Source organism: Archangium primigenium, from assembly GCF_016904885.1.
Classification (GTDB): domain Bacteria; phylum Myxococcota; class Myxococcia; order Myxococcales; family Myxococcaceae; genus Cystobacter; species Cystobacter primigenius.
In genome coordinates, this window is sequence record NZ_JADWYI010000001.1 from 1,075,262 (window position 1) to 1,098,695 (window position 23,434).

Consider the following 23,434-nt stretch of genomic DNA (forward strand, 5'->3'; position numbering starts at 1 on the left):
GCGACAGTGCCGGCATGAGCCAGATTCGAGTGAGTGCGTTTCAGTGGGTGCCGCCGTTGGCCCAGGGCCTGGTGCGGGACCTGCGCGTGCGGTGGGCGCTGGAGGAGGCGGGGGTTCCCTACGAGGTGTGGCTGATCGGCCTGGGGGAGGAGCAGAAGAGCGAGGCCTACCGCCGCTTCCAGCCCTTCGGGCAGGTGCCCGCCTACGAGGAGGACGGGCTCGTGCTGTTCGAGTCCGGCGCCATCGTGCAGCACATCGCCGAGCGCCACGAGGTGCTCATGCCCACGGAGCCCCACGCCCGCGAGCGCACGAAGTGCTGGATCTTCGCGGCGCTCAACTCGGTGGAGCCCGCGTTCCAGGTGCTGATGTTCGTGGACGTCTTCAATGGCAACGCGGAGTGGTCGAAGCAGGCCCTGCCCGCGGCGCTCCAGTGGGCGACGCTCCGGCTGGATGACCTGGAGGCGCACCTGAAGACGCGCGAGTACCTGGAGGACCGCTTCACCGCGGCGGATCTGCTCATGGCCTCGGTCCTGGAGATTCCGCGCCACACGGACCTGGTGGCCCAGCGGCCGGCGCTCGCGGCCTACCTGCGCCGATGCCTGGCGCGCCCCGCCTACCAGAAGGCCCTGGCGGATCAGCTCGCCGTGTTCGCCCGGAACGCGCCCCCGGCCGCGGGCGCCTAGAAGCAGCCCTTGCGCAGGTTGATGCCGTGCTCCAGGTACGCCTTGAGGCACATGATCATGTGCATCCACCCGCCGCAGTTGCCGTAGGACAGCGCCAGTCCCTTGGGCGTCTCCTTCCAGCCGGACTCGGCGATGGAGACGAGCGTGGACTGGGCATCCACGGACTCGAAGCGCATCTCCACGCGCGTCTCCGCGTTGTCCTCGCCGCCATCCCACGTGAGCAGGATGAGCGCGTTGGGGATCACCTGCCGCACCTGTACCGGGAAGGGCGGCACCGGCGGCTCGGAGAACGCCCACTGGACCGTCGTGCCCTCGACCAGCGGGCCGCTCGCCTCGGAGACGAAGTACCCGGTGAGCTTCTTGGGGTTGTAGACCCCGTCGAACACCTCGGCCACCGGCTTCTGGATCTTCACCTGCACCCGGAATTTCAGCTCCATGACGCACTCCCCTGTGGGCCCGACATGTTATAAATCTACAACATGTCGGCCGAGGAGCAACAGGACAAGGTCTTCAAGGCGCTGGCGGACCACCGGCGGCGGCGCATGTTGGACCTGCTGCGCGACGCGCCCCGGACGACGGGGGACCTGTGCGAGCTGTTCGCCGGGCTGGACCGGTGCACGGTCATGCAGCACCTGGGCGTGCTGGAGAAGGCGGACCTGGTGATCGTCAAGCGCGAGGGCCGCACGCGCTGGAACTACCTCAACCCGCTGCCCATCCGGGAGATCCACGACCGGTGGATCTCCCGCTACGCCACGGGCGCGGTGGACCTGCTCGCGCGCCTCAAGCGGGACCTGGAGGGCAGCGGGGGCTAGAGCCGGGGGTCGACGGGCTCGCTCTCCAGCGCCAGCACGCCAAAGACACACGCGTGCACGTGCCGCAGGGGCTCCCGGCGCACGAAGCGCTCCAGGCCCTCCACGCCCAGGGCGAACTCCCGCAGCGCCAGGGAGCGCTTGGTGGACAGGCCCCGCTTGCGCAGGCGCTCCAGGTGCTCCGGCGTGGTGTACTCCGGCCCGTAGATGATGCGCAGGTACTCGGGGCCCCGCGACTTGATGGCGGGCTGGAGCAGGCCCTTGCGCCCGCGCGCCGTGAAGGACAGGGGCTTGACCACCACGCCCTCCCCGCCACGGCCGGTGAGCTCCTCCCACCAGCGCAGGCCCGCCTGGACCGCGTCCGCGTCCGCCAGGTCGATGACCCGGTAGGGCGTGGCGACGAGGAAGCGCGCGTCCGCGCGGCACACCTGGGCCAGGGTCTCCATGTGCCAGACATGGTCCTTGTCCACGTGGACCGCGCCCTCGGTGGCGAGCAGGTGGAAGGGCGCGAGACGCAGGTCATCGAGCGAGTGCACCGGCCAGCAGTAGCGCCGGTAGGCCTCCACGTAGAGGCCCACCTGCCGCTGCTTCTGCTCGAAGCGCGCGGCGAGCCCGCCCACGTCCAGTCCGCGCGCCCGGGCCTGACCGAGCACGTCCACGACGTCCGTCAGCGCCGCGCGCGACGCCGCGCCCACGGCGGCGTACTGGGTGCGCAGCAGTTCCTGGGCCTTGAGCGACCAGGGCATCAGCTCGGCGTCGAGGCAGGCCCAGTCCGTCTGGAAGGTCTCCCAGAAGCCCGTGGCGTCCATCGCCGCCCGGAGCCGCGCGAGGAAGGCCGCCTCCAGCGCCGCGTCCGAGAAGAAGCGCCGGCCGGTGCGGGTGTAGCAGATGCCCGTCTCGCCCGATGTCACCCCGAAGCGCGCGCGGGCCGCCTCGGCGTCGCGGCAGACGATGACCACCGCGCGCGAGCCCATGTGCTTCTCCTCGCACACCACCTGGGCCACGCCCTCCTTGCGGTAGTAGGCGAGCGCCTCGGCGGGGTGCTCGAGCAGGCCCTCGGCCGTGCTCGTCTCCGAGGGGGACATGGTGGGCGGCAGGTAGACGAGCCACCGGGGATCGATGGCGAAGCGGCTCATGGCCTCGAGCGCGGCGGTGGTGTTCTCCTCGCGCAGGGTGACGTGGCTCATCAGGCGGGTGGGGATGATGCGCTTGCCCGACACGTCCGCCAGGTCGAGCAGGTCATCGTGCTGCTGCTGCGCGCTGAGGCCGGAGGACACCGGGGCGGCGGGCACGAGCGGCCGGGTGGGCTCGCAGTACACGCGCGCGGCCGGCACGGAGACCAGCTCCCGCTCGGGGTAGCGCAGCGCCGTGAGCTTGCCGCCGTAGACACAGCCCGTGTCCACGCACAGGGTGTTGTTGAGCCACTCGGCCTCGGGCACGGCCACGTGGCCGTAGACGACCGCCGCCTTGCCCCGGTACTCCGCCGCCCAGTCGTGGCGGACGGGAATGCCGTATTCGTCCGTCTCGCCGGTGGTCTCGCCATAGAGGGCGAACTCGCGCACCTTGCCCGAGCCGCGCCCCTGCATGGACTCCTTCATGCCCGCGTGCGCGACGACGAGCCGCCCCCCGTCCAGGACGTAGTGCGAGACGAGGTCGTCGATGAAGCTCGCCACGGCCGCGCGGAACTCGGGCGGCTCGCGCTCGAGCTGCTCCAGGGTCTGCGCGAGGCCATGGGTGGGCTTCACGTCCTTGCCGCGCAGCTTGCGCAGGAGCTTCATCTCGTGGTTGCCGGGCACGCACAGGGCGGTGCCCGCCGCCACCATGCCCATGACGAGCCGGAGCACGCCGGGGATGTCCGGGCCCCGGTCCACCAGGTCCCCGAGGAAGACGGCCTTGCGGCCCGCGGGCGGGCGCACGTCGACGCCGGGCGCGCCGTCGGCCCGGGGCTGGATGTCATAGCCGAGCTGGGTGAGCAGCCGCGTGAGCTCGTCCAGGCAACCGTGGATGTCGCCGATGATGTCGAAGGGGCCGGTGTCGTGCTTGAGGTTGCTCCACAGCGGCTGCCGCTCGAAGTGGGCGGATTCAATCTGCTCGGGCTTGAGCACGTGGATGTGGCGGAAGCCCTCGCGCTCGAGGCCCCGGAGCGAGCGGTGCATCTGCTGGAGCTGGGTGCGCACGACATGCGCGCCCATGCTCCGCCCGGTGCGCAGTCGGTTGCGCTCCTGGCAGACCTTCTCCGGCACGTCGAGCACCACCGCCACGGGGAGCACGTGGTACTGCCGGGCGAGCTCCACCAGCATCTTGCGCGACTCGGGCTGCACGTTGGTGGCGTCGATGACGGTCAGCCGGCCTCGGGAGAGCCGCTTGGCGGCCACGAAGCGCAGGGCCTCGAAGGCATCCCCCGTGGCGTCCTGGTTCGTCTCGTCGTCCGAGACGATGCCCCGGTACGCATCCGAGGACAGCACCTCCGTGGGCTGGAAGTGCTCGCGCGCGAAGCTCGACTTGCCCGAGCCCGAGGGGCCGATGAGCACGACGAGCGCCAGTTCGGGAATCGTGGTCTTCATCGGGAGAACACCGCCATCTGGGTGGGCGCGCCCACCGTGTCATCGACCGGGCCGACGGGCGCGAAGCGCACCGCGTAGCCGAAGCGCTCGGCGAGCGCCCCAGCCCAGGCCTCGAACTCGGGCCGGGTCCACTCGAAGCGGTGGTCCGCGTGCCGGAACTTGCCCTCGGGCAGGGACTCGAAGCGCACGTTGTACTCGGCGTTGGGCGTGGTCAGCACCACGCGCTCGGGCCGGGCGAACTCGAACAGCACGCGCTCGAAGGCCGCGAGCCGGGGGGGATCCAGGTGCTCCACCACCTCGATGACGGTGGCGGCCTGGTAGCCGGCCAGCCGCCGGTCCCGGTACATGAGCGAGCCGTGGATGAGCTGGATGCGCTTGCGCTGCAGCTCCGACATCCGGTCCAGGTGGAGCCGCTCCGTGGCCAGCTCCAGCGAGCGCCAGGAGACGTCCATGCCGAGGATGTCCGTGAAGCGCCGCTCCTTGAGCAGCTCCCGGAGCAGCTTGCCCTCGCCGCAGCCCAGGTCCACCACGCGCGAGACGCCCTCGGCCTGGAGCACGTCCACTACGGCGCGCAGGCGCTGATCGTTGAGGCTGAGCTTCGCCTCGAGCGAGGCCTCCTGCTCGGTGCGCACGCGCTCGCGCTCCTGCTCCTCGGTGGAGGAGTGGCCCTCGCCGATGAGCTGCTCCAGGGCCTCGCGCGCGAGGCTCTTCTGGTGGCGCAGGTAGCGGCGGGTGATGAACTCGCGCTCGGGGTGGGCCGCGAGCCAGCCCTCGCCATGGCGCAGGAGCTTCTCCACCTCGTCGTCGCTCACCCAGTAGTGCTTGTCGTCGTCGAACACGGGGATGAGGACGTAGAGGTGGGTGAGCAGCTCGCTCACGCGCGTGTGGGCCTCGAGCGTCACGGTGAAGTAGCGGCTCGGGCCCCACTCGGGCACGGTCTCGTCGAGGACGTGGGGGGTGACGGAGACCTGGTAGCCGAGCGGCTCCAGGAGTCGGCGCAGGAAGGCCTCGCCGCCGCGGCAGGGGAGCACGGACAGGCGGGCCACGAGGGGCAGGGCTTGTTGGGCCAGCGCGGGCCGCTCCTGGCTGCGGCCGGCGAGCGCCGCGTTGAACAGGCGCGAGAGGGCCACGCTCATGAAGGACGAGGCCACGTAGGGCCGGTCATTGACGTACTGCTCCAGCGCGCCGCCCTCACCCGAGGGACCCTTGCGATCGCGCACGAGCGCGACGGGATCGACATCGAGGAGGAGCGCGGCGGTGCACCGCTCGGCGGTGGCCTCCGGGTAGAAGACGTGGGCCTGGCCGAAGGACAGCTCGAAGGACTGGGCCCGGGCGGGGTTCTTGTGCAGCAGGTAGCCCAGGTCCGTGGCGGGCACGTGGGTGGTGGTGACGGTGAGGAGCAGGGCATCCTCCAGGCGCGAGGTGATGGCGCGCCAGACGCCAGCGCCAGGCGGCGCCTGACATCACGCGTCGGCGGCGTCCTGCCCTTCATGAGCCGCGCCGTCAGAGCCCCGCCCACAAGTGCGTGCGCACCCGGAGCGTTTCCGGATCATCGTCGAGCAGCGCCACGAGCCGGCCGCGCTGCACGGCGAGCACGGGGCCCTCGGGGTCGGGGTAGCCCTCGGGGGGAGACCAGGGCGCGGGGCGCACGTCACCCCTCGGGATGCCGCGCCCGTGCTTGAGGTGGTTCACCTCGTCCCCGGCGATGGCGCGCGTCGGGCACCAGGGCAGCACCGCCGGGCCGTGCACGCCCACGCGCTCGCCCGTGGGGCCGGGATCCGCCCAGGGGCCAATGGACGTGCGGTGCAGGCGGGACAGGTGCGCGCCACAGCCGAGCGCCCGGCCAAGCTCCCGCGCGAGCGCGCGCACGTAGTAGCCGCCCCGGCACACCAGGCGCAGGCGGCTCGTGCGGGGCAGATCGTGCGCGAGCCAGCGGGCCTCGTGCAGGTAGACGCGCGAGGGCGGCAGCACCACTGTCTCGCCCCGGTGGGCCTTCTTGTACGCGGGCTCGCCGCCGAGCTTCTTCGCGCTGGTGGCGGGGGGCACCTGGTCCGTCCATCCGAGAAAAGGCGGGAGCGCCGCGTCGAGCGCCGGGGCCGTCAGGTGCGAGGCGTCGCCCGTGTGCACCGCCTGGCCGAGCCCGTCCCCGGTGTCCGTCTCCACGCCCCAGACGACCTCGGCCTCGTACGTCTTGGGTGCGGAGTGCAACCAGTCCATCAGCTGCGTGGCCGGGCCGGCGAGCATGAGGAGCAGGCCCTCGGCGAAGGGGTCCAGGGTGCCCCCGTGGCACACGGGCAGCTGCTTGCGCGTGAGCCCCGCGGCCTCCACCTCGCGCATGAAGGCGTGCACCCGGGTGAAGCTCGTGACGCCCACGGGTTTATGGTCCAGGTAGATGCCGGCCTTCATGGCTCCTCGTCGCGCGAGCCCAGGAGGACGTCTCGGGGCGGGCGCACTCTTTCCTACCTGGGAGCACCCCTCGCTGTCTTCCAGGCGACCTCTGTCGAGAAAAGTTTCCGCTCCACGCGATATGTCCTACAATCTTTCAGCGGTCTTGCTGGGGCGTCGTCTAATGGCAGGACGTCAGACTTTGAATCTGATTATCAAGGTTCGAATCCTTGCGCCCCAGTCACCTCTCTTTCCCCTCCGGGTAGCGCACCCACGGGCGCCGCCGGGATGATCAGGACGGTGCGCCGATGCCGATGCCGCAGAAGGTCCTCCTGCTGGTCTCGGTGGGCAGTCCTCCCCCGGTGTTGTTGCGAGAGCTGGAGGACCCCATCGCGTTGCAGTTGGGGCTGAAGAGCACGGTGGGAAAAGTGGCCCTGTCCACGCCCACCTACGCGTTCAACAAGGACCGGGGCCAGTACCACTGCAACGCCATCCTCCGGCGGCTGGCCACGCTGATGGAGCCCGCGCACTCCATGGTGCTGGGCGTCACGGACGTGGACCTGTTCGTGCCGGACTCGCCCTTCGTGCTGGGGGAGGCGGACCGTGAGTCGCGCAGCGCCATCCTGAGCCTCGCGCGGCTGCGGCAGGGGGCCGAGGGCGAGCAGCTCAAGCGGCGGCTCCAGGTGGAGGCCGTGCACCTGGCGGCGCACCTGACGGGCCTGTCCTACTGCGAGGACGCCCGGTGTGTGATGTTCTTCGCCCAGTCGCCCCAGGACTGTGACCGCAAGAACATCTCGCTGTGCAACCTGTGCCGCAACGAGATGAACAAGCTCAACCGCTAGGGGCCGCCGTGTGCCGGGCCCGGGCCCGTGTTTGAATGCCGCCCGCGCGGGGACGTCGCTCCCCGCGAGGAGCGTCCCTCCAAGGGCGCTCCCTGGGCCGGAAGACACGGGAGCACGAGCGAATGAAGGCGTTTCGGCGGATGATCGGACTGGCGGTGGTCGCGGGGCTGGCGGCGGGCTGTGAGTCGCTGGATGGGTTCGACCTGGACAACGGCGGTGGCGGTGGAGGCGGTGGGGCCTTCAGTCAGGGCTTCGTCTTCGTGCGCGCGCGCGACGTGCTGGCGGTGGACGAGAAGGGCGACCCCAACGCGCCCCTGCGGCTGACGACCCAGGGCAACGCGTACGAGCCCACCGTGGCCCCCAACGGGCGCAGCGTGGCGTACGTGTACCGGGACCGCGCGCGCGGGGTCGTGGAGCTGCGCTCGGTGCCCACCACCGGCCAGGGCCAGACCTCCACGGTGTTCGCGCTCACGCAGAGCACCTGCCCGGGCTGCACGGACATCCGCTATCCCACCTTCAACCCCGGCAGCACCCAGCTCGTCTTCACCGTGGCGCAGGGCGGCAGCTCCTCCCTGGCCCGGGTGGACGCGGATGGCCGCGGCTTCGTGCGCTTCAACAACGGCAACATCGGCATCAACTCGCACGGCGCCGCGTCCTTCCTGCCCAACGGGCAGTCGGTGCTGTCCGCGGGCGGGGCGAGCCTCAACCTGCACAACCAGCTGGTGCTCACGGACATGACGAGCGGCCTGGCGCAGGTCTACAGCTTCAACCTGGGCAACGAGGCGCAGAGCGTGGTCAACCGCGTGGCCGTGTCGCCGGATGGCGCGCAGGTGGCCTTCGACGGGCAGACGAGCAGCGGCACCAGCGCCATCTTCGTGGCGGCGCTCGGGCAGACGCTCGGCCGGGTGACGCAGCTCACCCGCCACCCCGGGGAGAGCGGCGTGTCGGACTCCTGGCCGAGCTGGCGCGGCAGCACCGAGGTGGGCTTCCTGTCCAACGCGGGCGGCAACGACAACATCTACCGCATCAGCATCGCCACCACCGGCACGGGCACGCTCGTCGTCCCCAGCGCGCTCGAGCCGTCCTACGGCGGCCGCTGAGGCGCGCCCTCCAGACGTGACGAGGCCCGGCGCCCCACCCTCGGGACGCCGGGCCTCGTGTGCTTCAGGGACTCGGGACTACTCCGGCTTGGCGCTCACCGAGGGGCCGGGGGACACGGTGGTGGGGGCGCGCACCTCCAGGGCATCGGCCACGAGCTCGGTGATGTCCTTCACCTTGATGTTCTGCTCGCGGCCCGTGTCGTTCACCGCGTCGTTGAGCATGGTGGAGCAGAAGGGGCAGGCCACCGCCACCACGCCCGAGCCGCCCGGCTCCTTGTACTCGCCCACCAGGCCCGGCTTCTTCTTGTCCGTGGCGCTGGGGTACGGGGTGCTCGGGTCCTCGGCGTGCTTGAGCGTGAGGGCCACCTCGTTGACGCGGTTGTGGTTGATGCGCGTGCCGATGTGCTCCTCCATCCACATGCGGCCGCCGCCCGCGCCGCAGCAGAAGCCCTCGCGCTTGCTGCGCTGCATCTCCACCACCTCCAGGCCCGGAATGGCCTTGAGCACCTCGCGCGGCGCGTCGTACACGCCGTTGTGCCGGCCGAGGTAGCAGGGGTCGTGGTAGGTGAGCTTCTGGTTCATCACCTGGGACAGCTTGATGCGCTTGTCCTTGAGCAGCTCGTTGATGAGCTGCGTGTGGTTGATGACCTTGTAGTCCCCGCCGAACTCCGGGTACTCGTTCTTGATGGTGTTGAAGCAGTGGGGGCACTGGGTGATGACGGCCTTGACCCCCATGGCGTTCCACGACTCCACGTTCGTCTTGGCGAGCGTCTGGTACAGGTACTCGTTGCCCATGCGCCGCGCCGAGTCGCCGTTGCACATCTCCTGCTTGCTCAGGGTGGCGAAGCTCACGCCCGCCTCGCGCAAAATCTTCACCAGCGCGCGGCTCACCTTCTTCTGCTTGTCGTCGTAGCTGCCCGCGCAGCCCACGAAGAACAGGTACTCGTAGGGGCCGCCCTCGTCACCCCAGGTGGGCAGCGCCAGGTCCTCCGCCCACTCGTCGCGCCGGTCCTGGCCGATGCCCCAGGGGTTGCCCTGGCGCTCCATGCCCTCGAACACGCGCTGGATTTCCGCCGGGAACTCCGCCTTCACCTGCACCTGGTAGCGGCGCATGTCGATGAGCCGCGGCACGTTCTCGATGAACACCGGGCACGCCGTCTCGCACCAGCCGCAGCTCGTGCACGCCCACACCGTCTCCGCCTTGAGCGCGCTGCCGATGATCTCCGGCAGGGGCTCCTTGGCGCCGCTCGGACCCCGGCCCTCCTCCACCCACTGCTCGTGGTCCCACACCCAGTGCTTCAGGTCCTGGTTGACGCCCTTGTGCGTGAGCGGCTTGCCGGTGATGTACGTGGGGCAGTGCGTCTGGCAGCGGCCGCACTCGGTGCACGAGTACAGGTCCAGGCCCTGCTTCCACGTCAAATCCTTGAGCGTCGCGGTGCCGAACTCCTCCTTCTCCAGGTTGGGCGTGCTCAGCTTGGAGCTCTGCGTGGTGCTCGGCTCGTCCTGGGGCACCAGGCGCTGGAAGAAGACGTTGGGCAGGCCGGTGATGACGTGGAAGTGCTTGCCCACCGGCAGGAAGTTGAGGAACGCGAGGATGATGGCCAGGTGGATCCAGAAGCCCGCCACGCCCAGCGCGTGCGCCACCGTCCAGCCCATGGGGCGCATCAGCATGCCGAACACGCTGGTGACGGGCTCCCACCACACGAAGTTGCCCGTGGCCAGGGGCATGGTCTGCTCGCGCGGCACCATGTGGCTGCCGCCGAAGAGGAACTCGGTCACCATCAGGCCGGAGATGAAGCCCAGGATGAGGAACGCCTCCCACGAGGGGCTGAGCCGGTCCGGCTTCACGCTGCCACGCAGCCACACGAAGTACGCCGCGCCCACGAGCGCCAGCGCCGCCACCCCGTCCTTCACCAGGAGGTAGAGCTTGTAGACGAGCAGGAGCGGCGCCTTGTCCGCCCAGAAGGGATCCTGCAGGTCCGTGAGCACCACGAGCGCCGTCTCGGAGAAGCCCATCACGAACATCATGAGGGTGCGCACCGCGAGCACCATGAACGCCGCGAAGATGAGCACGTGCATGAAGCCCGCGGTGCGCTCCTCGGGGTCCACCATGCGCTTCTGCCCGAGGCCGAAGCGCAGGAGCGCCAGCGCGCGTTGGGGGATGCGATCCAACCGGTTCTCCGTCTTCATCGCCAGGAGCGCGCCGATGCGCCCGGACATGGTGATGGCGAAGACGGAGATGCCGATGGTCAGCAGCAGGCCTGTGATGATGGCACTCATGTCGGTTCGGTGGACCTCGCGCGCCGCGCGGTAGGTGATGGACCCGGGATGCCGCGACGCGGCACGCCGGGGGAGACAGCGCAACCCTAACAAGGTTGATTCTTGAATCAAGCGCCTCGCCGGGCCTGTTTTCGAGGCATTTCACGGTCGGCGACGCTCGACCTCACCCTCGGGCGCACAACGTTCAGCGTACAACTGTTCAGGTGGGCTGGACGTCGGCCCTGGACACCGCGCCGGGACGGCCCGCCCGCTCGCCCTCCGGCCCGCCTTGGACCCCGCCGGCGCCCGCCGCGCCACGGTCCGACCCGGCGCGGTGCGTTTGACGCGTCCGGACTCCCACCCCTGGGGGCAGAGGTGGGCGGACGGGCACAGGGATTGGGGCCCGGTTGCTTGAGACGCCAAGGACTTTACAACGCGGAGCGCAATGCTCACCCTGAGCAAGTAAATCGGTCAACGCGCGGGAGGCGGCCATGGTGCACGACGACAGGACGTATCTGGACGACGAAGGCCTGGAGTATCCGGCTCGGGAGCATCGCCAGGAAGACGACGAGGCGGACGCGCCGGGCGTGGTGAAGCGGTTGGGCGCCGGCGGGCAACTGTGGGGCGCGGACGAGGCGTACGGCGGCTACGACGCCGAGTAGCAAAGCCCCCCCGTGTCCCGGGACTGGACGCGGGGGGTTTTCGATCCAACGGTGCTCGCGGTTTCCACAGACTTCCGCCCGGGCGGTGATTGTTCCGGCTCCTGGAATCTGGGTTAAGTGAAACGTGGCCCGTTGCGTGTTCGAGAGTCCATGCCTTCCTCCCTTGTGAGCCCCCTTCCTCCGGAACCGGTCCTGACCCCCGCGGGCGGGGAGATGGGCGAGCGCATCCGAAACTTCGACTGGTCCACCACGCCGCTCGGGCCGCTCGCCCGCTGGCCGGCCAGCCTGCGCACCACCGTCAACATCCTGCTGCTCGCCCCCCTGCCCATGGCCCTGCTGTGGGGAAAGGAGGGCATCCTGCTCTACAACGACGGGTACGCGCGCATCGCGGCGGGCCACCACCCCCGGGTGCTGGGCCTGCCCGCGACGGAGGGCTGGCCGGAGATCGCGGACTTCAACCGGGGCGTCATCGCGGCGGGCCTCCGGGGCGAGTCCCTGTCCTTCAAGGACCAGCACCTCGTGCTGCACCGCAACGGGGTGCCCGAGGACACGTGGCTGGACCTGACGTACACGCCGGTGGTGGACGAGCACGAGCAGCCGGTGGGCATGTGGGCCATCGTGGTGGAGACCACGGAGCGGGTGTTGGATGCCCGGCGGCGGCTGCACGCGGAGCGGGACCTGCTCGTGGCCAACGAGCGCGTGCAATTGGCGTTGGACGCGGGCGCGGTGATTGGCACCTGGGTGTGGGACGTGCCGCAGGACCACTTCACGGCGGACACGCGCTTCGCGCGCACGTTCGCGATGAACGCCGAGCACCTGCGCGAGGGTCGCCCGCTCTCCCAGGTGGTGCAGTCCATCCATCCCGAGGACACGGCGCGGATCGAGGAGGCCATCGGCCGGGCGATTCGCCTCGGGGGCCCCTACCGGGCCGAGTACCGGGTGCGGCAGTGGGATGGCTCGTGGCTGTGGATCGAGGCCAACGGCCACTGCGAGCTGGACGCCCAGGGCCGGGCGCTGCGTTTTCCCGGCGTGCTCCTGGACATCGACGCGCGCAAGCGGGCCGAGTCGCGCGAGGCCTTCCTCCTGGACCTGTCCGACCGGCTGCGCCCCTTGTCCGAGCCGCGCGCCATCATGGGCCTGTCGGCCGAGCTGCTCGGCCGGCGCCTGGCCATCCACCGCGCGGGCTACGCCGAGTTCGACATGAACCAGCCCATGGTGGAGTTCATCACCAGCTGGAGCGAGGGCGTGCTGCCGTTCCTGGAGGGGCGCTACCCGTTGGCGCTCTTCGGCGAGCCCATCGTGGCGGCGCTGTCCGCGGGCACCACCGTGGCCTTCGAGGACATGACGCAGGACGAGGGCGCCGCCGAGGTGTCCGACGCCCTGGGCGCGCGCGCCGCCGTGGTGGTGCCGCTCATGCGCGCGCGGGTGCTGCGCGGGGTGCTCTACCTCAACCACCGCGAGGTGCGGGCCTGGCCGCCCGACGAGCTGTCCCTGCTCGAGGAGGTGGCCTCGCGCACCTGGGAGGCCCTGGAGCGGGCGCTCGCGGAGAAGGAGCTGCGCGAGCTCAACGCCACCTTGGAGCGGCGCATCGAGGAGCGCACGCGCGAGCGCAACCGGCTCTGGGAGCTGTCCCAGGCGCCCTTCCTCATCGCGGACCTGCAGGGCCGCTGGGTGCGCGTGAGCCCCGCCTGGTCCAAGGTGCTCGGCTGGAGCGAGGAGGAGCTGATCGGGCGGACGTCCGAGTGGATGGAGCACCCGGAGGACCGGAACGCGACGCGCTCGGAGGTGCGGCACCTGGCCGAGGGCGAGCGCACGCTGCGCTTCGAGAACCGCTTCCGCCACAAGGACGGCTCCTACCGGTGGTTCGCCTGGATGGCCGTGCCCAGCGAGGGCCTGCTCTACTGCGTGGCGCGCGACATCACCGAGGACAAGCAGCGCGAGGCGGAGCTCGCGCGCATCCAGGAGCAGCTGCGCCAGTCCCAGAAGATGGAGGCCGTGGGGCAGCTGACGGGCGGCATCGCCCACGACTTCAACAACCTGCTGGCCGGCATCGTGGGGGCTCTGGACCTGCTCGCCCGGCGCCTCAAGAGCGGCAAGCTGGACAACGTGCAGCGCTACATCGACGCGGCCACGGCCTCGGCCAACCGCGCCGCGGCGCTCACCCACCGGCTGCTCGCCTTCGCGCGCCGGCAGTCCTTGGACGTCAAGCCCACGGACATCAACGCCCTGGTGCTGTCCATGGAGGATCTGCTGCACCGCACGCTCGGGGAGAACGTCTCGCTCAAGACGCAGCTCAAGGGCGACCTGTGGACGGCGCGCACGGACGCCAACCAGTTCGAGAGCGCGCTGCTCAACCTGGTCATCAACGCCCGGGACGCCATGCCCGACGGGGGCAAGCTCACCATCGAGACGAGCAACACCCGGCTCGACGAGTCCTACACCCGCGCCTTCGAGGGTCTGAGCCCGGGCGAGTACGTGGTCATGTGCGTGAGCGACACCGGCACCGGCATGTCCGCGGACGTGGTGGCCAAGGCGTTCGACCCGTTCTTCACCACCAAGCCCATCGGCCAGGGCACCGGCCTGGGCCTGTCGATGATCTACGGCTTCGTGCGTCAGTCCGGCGGCCACGTGCGCATCTACAGCGAGCTGGGCCAGGGGACGACGGTGAAGCTCTACCTGCCGCGTCATGGCGCGGAGGCCGTGGCCCAGGACAAGGTCCGGGGCGAGGCGCAGCGGGCGCTCGAGGGCGAGACGGTGCTGGTGGTGGAGGACGACCCGTCCGTGCGCATGGTGGTGGTGGACGTGCTGGAGGACCTGGGCTACCGGGCCCTGGAGGCGGGGGACGCCAAGGAGGCCATGCCCCACCTGGAGGGTCGCTCCCGCATCGACCTGCTCGTCACGGACGTGGGCCTGCCGGGGATGAACGGTCGGCAACTCGCGGAGGTGGCGCGCCAGAAGCGGCCGGGCCTCAAGGTGCTCTTCGCCACGGGCTACGCGGAGGGGGCGGCCGTGCGCGGCGGCTTCCTGGCCGAGGGCATGGAGATGATCACCAAGCCCTTCGCGGTGGACGTGCTCGCCGCGCGGCTGCGCGCCATGCTGTCCCCGGAGGCCTGATCGGGCCCGGCCCCCCGGGCGCGGGTTTCCCCGGCGGGGGAGGTAGGTGATACTGGGGGGAGTGCGGTCCGTCGCGCGAGTTCGCGTGGCCGGGCCCGCACGGAGGACGTGTCGATGAACCTGACGGCCTGGGCGGTCGAGCGCGATGGGAGCGGGGGGCGGGACGTGAACCTGCTCGTGACCGTGGAGGCCTCGGCGGACGCGCCCCGGGCGCCGGTGGCGGTGAACCTGGTGCTGGACCGCAGCGCGTCCATGCGCGGCGCGCCCCTGGCCGCGGCGGTGGAGGCCGCGCAGCTGCTCGTGGAGCGCGCCGGGCCCAAGGACTACCTGGGCCTCATCGCCTTCGACGGCGTGCCCGAGCAGCTCGCGCCCCTGCGCATCATGGACGCGAGCGCCCGCGCGCACCTGTCCGAGCGGCTCACCGCCATGAAGACGGGCTCGGGCACCGCCCTGCACGAGGCGGTGGAGACGTCGGCGGCCGCCATGCGCCGGCTGTTCGTGCCCGGCGCCCGCCCGAAGATGTTGGTGCTCACCGACGGCGAGCCCTCCGTGGGCCCGCGCGCCCTCGCGGACTTCCGCACCCTGGGCTCGCAGGTGGCCGAGTCGGGCATCTCCGTGCACGCGCTGGGGCTCGGGCGGCACTACCTGCCGGAAATCCTGGAGGCGCTCACCGGCCCCTCGGGCACGGGCTTCACCCACGTGGACGACGCGGAGGGCCTGCCCCTGGCGACCGCGGCGCTGGTGGCCGAGCTCTTCGGCGAGGTGGGCACCTACGCGCGCCTGTTCGTGCGTCCCTCGGGCTTCGCCGAACTGCTCTGCCGCCACCGCTACCCGGCGCGCGCCGACGGGGACGCGCTGAGCGTGGGCCTGGGCTCGCTCTCGCACGCCTTCGCCCGGCGGGCGCTCTTCAGCGGGCGGCTGGAGTCGGCCGACTGGTCGCTCGGCGTGACGACGACGTGGATGGAGAACGGGGACACGCGCCGGGTGACGGTGCCGCTGCAGCGCGTGCTGCCCGAGAGCACCGAGGGCCGGATGATCCGCGCGGTGGGCGTGGAGCTGGACCTGGTGGCGGCCGAGTCCGCCTCGTGGAAGGCGCTCTTGCGCAAGAACCCCCCGGGCGCCGAGCAGGCCCTGGCCACCGCCGAGGCCGCCTTGCGCGAGCTGGTGTCGCTCGACGCCGAGCAGGTGCCCGCGCGTCGGCACGAGGAGCGGCTCAAGGACCTGCGCCACGCGGTGGAGCGCAAGGTGGGCGAGCTGCCCGCGCTGCTGGTGCGCCGCGCTCGCGCCGAGGACGCCCGCACGGGCCTGAGCATCGTCCAGGCCCTGCCCGTGTCCCGCAAGGCCCGTACGTAGCGCTCTCGTCCAAAGCCCCCCGTTCGAGCCCGCTCGCTGGGGAATGAGCGCCCGCCCGGAGGGTTGATGGGCGCCAAATACCCGGTGGAAGGATGGCGCGCGCCGAGCCGGTGGGTTAACGGGAGGCACATGACGCGTCCACGGGTACGACGTACAGGCGGCGGGGGGCTCTTCTGGCTGGCGGGGCTGGGGGCGTGGCTGACGGCCGCGAGTGCCCTGGCGGTGCCGCCACCCGCCTCGGCGGTGGCCTCGGGCGGCCTGGACGAGGGCGTGCCCCGGATGGAGGCCACCCTGCTCACGGACGTGACCCAGGTGAAGCCCGGGGACACCTTCCGGGTGGGCGTGCGCTTCAAGATGCACCCCGGCTGGCACATCTACTGGAAGAACCCCGGGGACTCGGGCCTGGCGTCGGACGTCGCCTGGGACACGCCGGGCACCACCGTGGAGGCGCTGCGCTGGCCCATGCCGGCCACGCTGCGCACGCCAGACGGCTTCATCACCACCTACGGCTACGAGGGCGAGGTGCTGCTGTCGGCCCAGGCCCGGGCGTCCGAGCAGGCCCAGGGCGTGCTGCACCTGTCGGCCGCGGCGGACGTGCTGGTGTGCGAGGTGAATTGCCTGCCCGCGCAGGTGGTGCTCTCCCGCGCGCTGCCGGTGGGCCCCGAGACGCTCGGGGACGCCGAGCACGCGCCGGCCTTCGACGCGGCGTGGGCCCAGGTGCCGGTGGCGCCCGAGCAGGCCCGCTACACGGCGGCGCTCGCGCTGGACGGGCCGTCGCTCGCCACGGGGGGCACCTTCACGGGCACCGTCACCCTGACGGGGGCCGACGGCAAGGTGCCCGCGGTGGAGAAGGACTTCTTCGTGCCCGAGCGGGTCAAGGGCCTGCGGCACCTGGCGCTCACGCCCGTGGAGGGCAAGCCCGGCACCTTCAAGCTCGAGGGCAAGACGGCGCTGGAGGTGCCCGCGGTGGAGCCGCGCTTCCTGGGCGTCATGCGCCTGGGCACGGCGGCCTCGGGCTACCAGTCGCTGAGCCTGGACCTGCCGCTCGCGCCCGTGGTGAAGGCCCCTTCGGGCGCGCCGGGCGTGCCGACGCCGGTCGCGGCGCCGGTGCCGGGCGGGGCGGGGCCCGCGGACGCCTCGGGCCTGTCCCTGGGGCTCGTGCTGGTGTTCGCCTTCCTCGGCGGCCTGTTGCTCAACCTCATGCCGTGCGTCTTCCCGGTGCTCGCGCTCAAGGCCTATGGCTTCACCCGCACGGTGGGCGAGGAGCGGGGCCGGGTGGGCGCGCACGCGTTGGCCTACACGGGCGGCATCATCGGCTCGCTCCTGGCGCTGGCGCTCACGGTGCTGGGCCTGCGCGCCGCGGGCCACGGCGTGGGCTGGGGCTTCCAGTTCCAGGAGCCGCTCTTCGTGGCGGCGGTGGCCGCGGTGCTCGTGGCCTTCAGCCTCAACCTCTTTGGCGTCTTCAACGTGGGCACGGACGGCACCGCGCTCGTGGAGAAGGTGGACGCGAGCCATGGCCTGGGCCGCAGCGTGGGCGAGGGCGTGCTCGCGGTGGTGCTGGCCACGCCCTGCTCGGCGCCGCTGCTGGGCACGGCGGTGGGCTTCGCGCTCACCTCGGGCGCGGCCACCGTCCTCCTCACCTTCGTGCTCATGGGCCTGGGGCTCGCGCTTCCCTTCTGCCTGCTGGTGCTCGTGCCGGGCCTGGCCCAGCGCCTGCCCCGGCCGGGCGCGTGGATGGAGCGCTTCAAGCAGCTGCTCGGCTTCGCGCTCCTGGGCACCACCGTGTGGCTCGTGTGGGTGATGGGCGGGCTCACCGGCGTGGACGGCATGGCGCGCACGCTCGCGTTCCTCGCGGTGGTGGCCCTGGGCGCGTGGCTGTATGGCCTGGTGCAGGGCAGCACGGGCCCGCGCAAGCTCGTGGGCGTGCTGACGGTGGTGGCGCTCGTGGGCGCCGGGGCCTTGTGGAGCCTGCGCTTCGAGGAGGCCCACGCCCAGGCGCCCCGCGTGTCCGAGGCCCAGGCCTGGAGCGACGAGGCCGTGGCCACCGCGCTCGCCGCCGGCCAGCCCGTCTTCATCGACTTCACCGCCGACTGGTGCCTCACCTGCAAGTTCAACGAGCGCACCGTGCTCCAGTCCGACGACGTGCGCGCCGCCTTCGCCCGCCACCGCGTGGCCTTCCTGGTGGCGGACTGGACGCGGCGTGACGCGCGCATCAGCGCCAAGCTGGCCGAGTTCGGCCGCGCCGGCGTGCCCATGTACCTGCTCGTGAGCCCCTCGGCCCCGAACAAGCCCGAGGTCCTCAACGAGCTGCTCACCCAGGACGGCCTCATCGACGCCGTGCGCCGCGCCTCTGGCCGCGTGGCGGACGCGCGCCCCCTCTAGCTTTCCGCGGTACTCACCCAGGAGCATCGATCGCCATGAAGTCCCTCTTCTCCGCCGTGGCCCTCTCCGTGCTGTTGCCCCTGTCGGCCCTCGCCGCCGACTCCGCCCAGGTGGGCAAGCCCGCCCCGGCCTTCACCCTCAAGGACGAGGCCGGCAAGGAGCACTCGCTCGCCCAGTACAAGGGCAAGATCGTCGTCCTCGAGTGGACCAACCCCGGCTGCCCCTTCGTGCAGCGCCACTACACCGCCAACACCATGCAGAAGACGGCCAGCGGCTATGACGCCTCCAAGGTCGTGTGGCTCGCGGTGGACTCCACCGCGAGCAACGCGCCGGACAAGTCCGCCGCCTGGAAGAAGGAGAAGGGCTTCGCCTTCCCCGTGCTCCAGGACCCCAGCGGCAAGGTGGGCAAGGAGTACGGCGCCCGGACCACGCCGCACATGTACGTCATCGATGACAAGGGCGTGGTGCGCTACGCGGGCGCCATCGACGACGACGCGCGCGGCAACAAGACGGGCACCCCCACCAACTACGTGAAGGGCGCGGTGGACGCGCTCCTGTCCGGCAAGGACGTGCCCACGGCCACCTCCGAGCCCTACGGCTGCTCGGTGAAGTACAAGAGCTGAACGGCCCCTTCCGGGTTCAGCCCACGAGCCAACAGTGACGGGCTCGGGGGTGTCGCTCATGCCACGCTCGCGCGCCCTTCCGGCACTTGTCGCTGGAGGGGCGCGGCTTTATCGGGTCCTGTGTCCCCTCACGCTCGCATGACACGCCGTGAGTGCTCCGCGTGCCGTGCGCCACATCGGGAGGCGAGGGTCACATGAAGCGCGACGACACCACGGGCTGGACGCGCCGGGGCCTGTTGGGCACCGCGGGCGGTGTGCTCGGCGCCGGGCTGTGGCTGCCCCGGGCCGCCCTGGCCGCCGCGGGCGGTGGCAAGGGCGAGGTGAAGCTGCCGCCCATGAAGGCCTCCACCGAGGTGGAGTCACCCCTCCCCGAGCCGCTCGCTCCCGACCAGCGCGTGGGCTTCGCCATCGTGGGCCTCGGCCGGCTGTCGCTCGAGGAGCTGCTGCCCGCGTTCGCCCAGACGGAGAAGTGCCGCCTGGTGGCGCTGGTGAGCGGGGACAAGGACAAGGCGCGCACCGTGGCGCGCCAGTACGGCGTCCTGGAGAAGAACCTCTACGACTACAAGAGCTACGACACGCTCGCGGACAACCCCGAGGTGCAGGTCGTCTACATCGTGCTGCCCAACAGCATGCACGCCGAGTACACCGTGCGCGCCGCCAAGGCGGGCAAGCACGTGCTGTGCGAGAAGCCCATGGCCAACTCGGTGGCCGAGTGCCAGCAGATGATCGACGCGTGCCGTGCCGCCAAGAAGCAGCTCATGGTGGCCTACCGGCTCCAGTACGAGCCGCACCACCGCGCCGCCATCCAGCTCGCGCGGAGCAAGAAGCTCGGCGCGCTCAAGCTCTTCAGCGCGGACAACGGACAGAACCAGGCGCCGGACGCCCAGTGGCGCCACAAGAAGGCCCTGGCCGGGGGCGGCGCGCTGCCGGACGTGGGCATCTACTGCCTGTCCGCCGCGCGCTACTTGAGCGGCGAGGAGCCCGTGGAAGTCTCGGGCTCCATGTTCAGCACCCCCGGCGACGCGCGCTTCAAGGAGGTGGAGGAGAACTTCCTCTTCACCCTGCGCTTTCCCTCGGGCCTCATCGCCCAGTGCACCACCGGCTACGGCCACCACGACAGCCGCCGCCTGCGCCTCATGGGCTCGGAGGCGTGGGTGGACCTGGATCCCGCCTTCTCCTACAGCGGCCTGCGCATGCGCCTCTCGCGCAAGTCCCCGGAGGATCCGCGCGCCTCGGACACCACCGAGCGCTCCTTGCCGCAGAAGAGCCAGTTCGCCCGGGAGATGGACCACTTCGCCGACTGCGTGAAGAACGACCGCACGCCCCACACCCCCGGCGAGGAGGGCCTGCAGGACATGCGCATCATCGAGGCGCTCTACCGCTCGGCCGCCGAGCGCACGCCCCAGAAGCTGGAGGCCCCGGGCAAGCTGGATGCCTTCCGGGGACCCGCGCCCGCCGCCCGTTGAGTCCACCCCGAGGGCGCCCATGACCGCTCCCACCGAGTCGTTCTGGCCCTGGCCCGCCGAGGACACGGCCCACGTGCCCTACCGCGTCTTCACCGACGCGGCGCTCTTCCAGCGCGAGCAGGCGCGCATCTTCCAGGGGCCCACGTGGAGCTACGTGGGCCTGGAGGCCGAGGTGCCCGGGGAGGGGAGCTTCCGCACCACGCACATCGGCGAGGTGCCCGTCATCCTCTCGCGGAGCGCGGACGGGCGGGTGCACGTGCTCGTCAACCGGTGCGCCCACCGGGGCGCCCTCGTCTTGCGCGAGGCGTGCGGCCAGAAGAAGCGCTTCAACTGCATCTACCACCAGTGGGGCTATGACCCGGACGGTACCCTGCGCGCGGTGCCCTTCAAGCAGGGCGTGGAGGGCCACGGCGGCTACCGCGACTCGCCCCTGGACATGAAGGCGCGGGGCCTGCGCGCGCTGCGCGTGGAGGTGCTCAACGGCCTCGTCTTCGCCACCTTCCGCGACGACACGCCGCCCCTGCGCGACTACCTCGGGGGGGTGTGGCCCCAGCTCACGCGCGTGTTCGACGGGCGCCCGCTGGAGGTGCTCGGCTACCTGCGCCAGCGCGTGAAGGCCAACTGGAAGCTCTACTTCGAGAACGTGAAGGACCCGTACCACGCGGGCCTGCTGCACCTGTTCGTGGCCACCTTCGGCCTGTTCCGCTCCACCCAGCGCGGCGAGACGCTGGCGGAGCCGAGCGGCTGCGGCCACCTGGTGTCCTACCAGTCCGGGGCCCAGGAGAAGACCGAACAGTACGAGCAGCAGGGTCTGTCCACGTACCGCAAGGGCTACCGGCTGCGGGCGCCGGAGCTCATGCGCAAGCTGCCGGACCTGGACGACGACGTGGCGGTGTCCATCCAGACGGTGTTCCCGAGCCTCGTCATCCACCGCATCTCCAACAGCCTGGCCACGCGCCAGGTGCTGCCGAGGAGCGTGGACGAGTTCGACCTGGTGTGGACGTTGTTCGGCTACGCGGGCGAACCGACGGCGCTGCGCCAGCAGCGCATCCTCCAGGCGAACCTGGTGGGGCCCTCGGGCTACATCTCCCTGGAGGACGTGGAGGCCCTGGAGGTGGTGCAGCGGGGCATCCAGGGCGAGCGCGGGGACGCGGCCTTCGTGGGCCTGGGCGGCACGCGGGTGCTGCTCGGCGAGCCGGAGCGGGACCTGGCCAACGAGACGGCCCTGCGCGGCTTCTGGAAGACGTGGCGGGGGTTGATGGAGCTCGAGGAGTGAACGACATGGGCGAGGCCTCCGCGCGTTCCCGAGTGGAAGACCTGCTCTACCGCTACGCCGAGGCGCTGGACGACGGCGCGCTCGAGGACTGGCCGGCGCTCTTCACCGACGCGGGCGAGTACCGGCTCATCCCGCGCGAGAACCACGCGCATGGCCTGCCCGTGTGCCTGATGCAGTGCGTGGGCCGGGGGATGATGGAAGACCGGGTGGTGGCCATCCGCGAGGCGAGCGTCTTCTCGCCGCACGTGTGCCGGCACCTCTACACCAACGTGCGCGTGGCGCCGGATCCCGAGTCGGGCGAGGACGCGTGGCACGCGCGGGCCAACTACGCCGTCTACCGGACGATGGGGGACGGGGAGACGCAGCTGCTGAGCGTGGGGCGGGTGCTGGCGCGGGTGCGGCTCGAACCGGTGCCGTGCTTCACGCGCATGGACGTGGTGTACGAGACGTTCCGGATTCCGGGGCTGCTCGTCTACCCGCTTTGACACGGGGAGCCAGACGATGACACGGGTGTTCTACGACGCGGACGCGGACGTGGAGGCGCTGCACGGGCTGACGGTGTCCGTGTTCGACTACGGGAGCGTGGGCCGGGCGCAGGCGTTGAACCTGCGGGACTCGGGGGTGCACGTGCTGGTGTGCGAGCACGCGGACTCGCCCGAGGCGCGGCGCGCGGCGGACGAGGGCTTCGAGTGCGTGGAGGCGCACGAGGCGGCGCGGCGGGGCGACGTGCTGGCGCTGCTGGTGCCGGACTTGGCGCAGGAGGCGCTGTTCCGCGAGGCCATCGCCCCCGAGCTGTCGCCGGGCAAGATGCTGCTCTTCTACCATGGCTTCGCGCTGCACTACGGCCGGGTGCGGCCGCCCGCGGATGTGGACGTGGTGATGATCGCCCCCAAGGGCCCGGGGGACCTGCTCCGCCAGAGCTTTGTGGACGGCGAGGGCGTGCCATGCCTCGTGGCGGTGCACCAGGACGCCTCGGGCCACGCGTGGGAGCGGGCGCTCGGCTACGGCAAGGCGCTGGGCGCGACGCGCGCGGGGCTCATCGAGACGAGCTTTCGGGAAGAGACGGAGACGGACCTGTTCGGCGAGCAGGCGGTGCTGTGCGGCGGCACGACGGAGCTGGTGCGCGCGAGCTACGAGACGCTGGTGGAGGCGGGGTACGCGCCGGAAGTGGCCTACTTCGAGGTGCTGCACGAGCTGAAGCTGGTGGTGGACCTGATGTACGCGCACGGGATTTCAGGCATGCGCGCGCGCATCAGCGAGACGGCGGTGTATGGGGATTTGACGCGGGGGCCGCGGGTGGTGGACGCGGGGGTGCGCGCGCGGCTGAAGGAGATATTGGGGGAGATTCAGGACGGCCGCTTCGCGCGCGAGTGGATGGCGGAGAACGCGGCGGGAAGGCCGAGGTTCAAACGACTGCTGGAGGAGTGTCGGAATCATCCCATCGAGGCGGTGGGACGGCGGCTGCGGGCGATGATGCCGTGGTTCAACCGCAAGCCGGGCTGATAGCGTCCGAGGCCATGGGGCCGCCCCTCCTGCGCTCGGTATTGCTCGTCGATGACTCCTTGATGTTCCGCAAGCTGCTCGGGGACCTGTTCCGGGACCTCGGGGTGGCCGAGATCGTGGAGATGCCTACGGGCTGGGACGCGATGCAGTACCTGCGCGAGGGGAGGCCGGACCTCGTGTGCGTGGACCTGGTGCTGCCGGACGTGTCGGGCTTCGGGGTGTGCGAGCACATCCGGGCGACGCCGGGGCTCGAGCACCTGCCGGTGCTGGTGGTGAGTTCGCGCCACGAGCCCGAGGCCAAGGCCCGCGCCGAGCAGGCGGGGGCCACGGGCTACCTCGCCAAGCCCTTCACGGTGGAGGACTTCGGCGCCTGCGTGCGCCAGGTGCTGGAGACCGCGTCCGTCCGATCGTGA

Annotated in this window: 19 protein-coding genes and 1 tRNA gene; 15 read left to right on the top strand and 5 right to left on the bottom strand. The window is 71.2% G+C overall.

Translation table 11 applies throughout. The annotated features are described in order from the left end of the window. The first annotated feature begins 14 nt into the window (after window positions 1-14). Window positions 15-683 carry a glutathione S-transferase family protein gene (locus I3V78_RS04635; RefSeq protein ID WP_204485102.1) on the top strand — a complete coding sequence of 223 codons (669 nt, stop codon included), beginning with the start codon at window positions 15-17 and terminating at the stop codon, window positions 681-683. Here I3V78_RS04635 and I3V78_RS04640 read toward each other — a convergent pair. Beyond that, entirely contained in the window at window positions 680-1,120 is a 441-nt protein-coding gene (locus tag I3V78_RS04640) for an SRPBCC domain-containing protein (protein ID WP_204485103.1), read from the bottom strand. The genes I3V78_RS04635 and I3V78_RS04640 overlap by 4 nt on opposite strands. Before the next feature lie 42 nt (window positions 1,121-1,162). On the opposite strand from I3V78_RS04640, the gene I3V78_RS04645 reads away from it, so the two are divergent. Then, window positions 1,163-1,495 carry an ArsR/SmtB family transcription factor gene (locus I3V78_RS04645; protein ID WP_204485104.1) on the top strand — a complete coding sequence of 111 codons (333 nt, stop codon included), beginning with the start codon at window positions 1,163-1,165 and terminating at the stop codon, window positions 1,493-1,495. Here I3V78_RS04645 and I3V78_RS04650 read toward each other — a convergent pair. The 3 genes from I3V78_RS04650 to truB all read right to left on the bottom strand — a co-directional run bounded on the left by I3V78_RS04650 (window position 1,492) and on the right by truB (window position 6,462). Beyond that, window positions 1,492-4,056, bottom strand: coding sequence for a polynucleotide kinase-phosphatase (locus tag I3V78_RS04650; RefSeq protein WP_204485105.1), 2,565 nt, complete (start codon window positions 4,054-4,056; stop codon window positions 1,492-1,494). The two genes, I3V78_RS04645 and I3V78_RS04650, sit on opposite strands and share 4 nt — an antisense overlap. Beyond that, entirely contained in the window at window positions 4,053-5,483 is a 1,431-nt protein-coding gene (locus tag I3V78_RS04655) for a 3' terminal RNA ribose 2'-O-methyltransferase Hen1 (protein ID WP_338023846.1), read from the bottom strand. The genes I3V78_RS04650 and I3V78_RS04655 overlap by 4 nt, the downstream gene beginning before the upstream one ends. A gap of 76 nt (window positions 5,484-5,559) precedes the next feature. Then, a complete protein-coding gene (gene truB, locus I3V78_RS04660; RefSeq protein ID WP_204485106.1) occupies window positions 5,560-6,462 on the bottom strand; it encodes a tRNA pseudouridine(55) synthase TruB in 903 nt (300 codons plus the stop codon). A gap of 149 nt (window positions 6,463-6,611) precedes the next feature. On the opposite strand from truB, the gene I3V78_RS04665 reads away from it, so the two are divergent. From I3V78_RS04665 to I3V78_RS04675, 3 genes are all read left to right on the top strand, one after another. Next, a tRNA-Gln gene (locus I3V78_RS04665) sits at window positions 6,612-6,682 on the top strand. Window positions 6,683-6,755: 73 nt separating this feature from the next. After that, complete coding sequence (locus I3V78_RS04670; RefSeq protein WP_204496491.1) at window positions 6,756-7,283, top strand: non-proteolytic archaemetzincin-like protein; 528 nt, start codon at window positions 6,756-6,758, stop codon at window positions 7,281-7,283. Window positions 7,284-7,405: 122 nt separating this feature from the next. After that, on the top strand, window positions 7,406-8,383 hold the full coding sequence (locus I3V78_RS04675; RefSeq protein ID WP_204485107.1) for a TolB family protein: 978 nt from the start codon (window positions 7,406-7,408) through the stop codon (window positions 8,381-8,383). Window positions 8,384-8,461: 78 nt separating this feature from the next. On the opposite strand, the gene I3V78_RS04680 is transcribed toward I3V78_RS04675, so the two are convergent. After that, on the bottom strand, window positions 8,462-10,663 hold the full coding sequence (locus I3V78_RS04680; protein ID WP_204485108.1) for a (Fe-S)-binding protein: 2,202 nt from the start codon (window positions 10,661-10,663) through the stop codon (window positions 8,462-8,464). Between the two features lie 470 nt (window positions 10,664-11,133). Between I3V78_RS04680 and I3V78_RS04685 the strand changes: the two genes are divergently transcribed. The 10 genes from I3V78_RS04685 (at window position 11,134) to I3V78_RS04730 (ending at window position 23,434) form a co-directional block, all read left to right on the top strand. Beyond that, window positions 11,134-11,304, top strand: coding sequence for a hypothetical protein (locus I3V78_RS04685; protein WP_204485109.1), 171 nt, complete (start codon window positions 11,134-11,136; stop codon window positions 11,302-11,304). 150 nt (window positions 11,305-11,454) lie between these two features. Then, on the top strand, window positions 11,455-14,418 hold the full coding sequence (locus I3V78_RS04690; protein WP_204485110.1) for a PAS domain S-box protein: 2,964 nt from the start codon (window positions 11,455-11,457) through the stop codon (window positions 14,416-14,418). Between the two features lie 114 nt (window positions 14,419-14,532). Then, the gene (locus I3V78_RS04695; RefSeq protein WP_204485111.1) at window positions 14,533-15,771 is read left to right on the top strand and encodes a vWA domain-containing protein; all 1,239 of its coding nucleotides are present in this window, start codon (window positions 14,533-14,535) and stop codon (window positions 15,769-15,771) included. A gap of 129 nt (window positions 15,772-15,900) precedes the next feature. Continuing rightward, window positions 15,901-18,153, top strand: coding sequence for a protein-disulfide reductase DsbD family protein (locus I3V78_RS04700; protein ID WP_204485112.1), 2,253 nt, complete (start codon window positions 15,901-15,903; stop codon window positions 18,151-18,153). A gap of 35 nt (window positions 18,154-18,188) precedes the next feature. Beyond that, window positions 18,189-18,776, top strand: a complete 588-nt coding sequence (locus tag I3V78_RS04705) for a thioredoxin family protein (RefSeq protein WP_204485113.1) — start codon at window positions 18,189-18,191, stop codon at window positions 18,774-18,776. A 194-nt stretch (window positions 18,777-18,970) separates the two neighbouring features. Then, a complete protein-coding gene (locus tag I3V78_RS04710) occupies window positions 18,971-20,242 on the top strand; it encodes a Gfo/Idh/MocA family protein (RefSeq protein ID WP_204485114.1) in 1,272 nt (423 codons plus the stop codon). Window positions 20,243-20,261: 19 nt separating this feature from the next. Then, window positions 20,262-21,518 (top strand): aromatic ring-hydroxylating oxygenase subunit alpha, encoded by a 1,257-nt coding sequence (locus I3V78_RS04715; protein ID WP_204485115.1) that lies wholly within the window; start codon window positions 20,262-20,264, stop codon window positions 21,516-21,518. A 5-nt stretch (window positions 21,519-21,523) separates the two neighbouring features. Then, the gene (locus I3V78_RS04720) at window positions 21,524-22,003 is read left to right on the top strand and encodes an aromatic-ring-hydroxylating dioxygenase subunit beta (RefSeq protein WP_204485116.1); all 480 of its coding nucleotides are present in this window, start codon (window positions 21,524-21,526) and stop codon (window positions 22,001-22,003) included. A 16-nt stretch (window positions 22,004-22,019) separates the two neighbouring features. Beyond that, window positions 22,020-23,021 carry a ketol-acid reductoisomerase gene (gene ilvC / locus I3V78_RS04725; RefSeq protein WP_204485117.1) on the top strand — a complete coding sequence of 334 codons (1,002 nt, stop codon included), beginning with the start codon at window positions 22,020-22,022 and terminating at the stop codon, window positions 23,019-23,021. Window positions 23,022-23,035: 14 nt separating this feature from the next. Next, window positions 23,036-23,434, top strand: a complete 399-nt coding sequence (locus tag I3V78_RS04730) for a response regulator (RefSeq protein ID WP_204485118.1) — start codon at window positions 23,036-23,038, stop codon at window positions 23,432-23,434.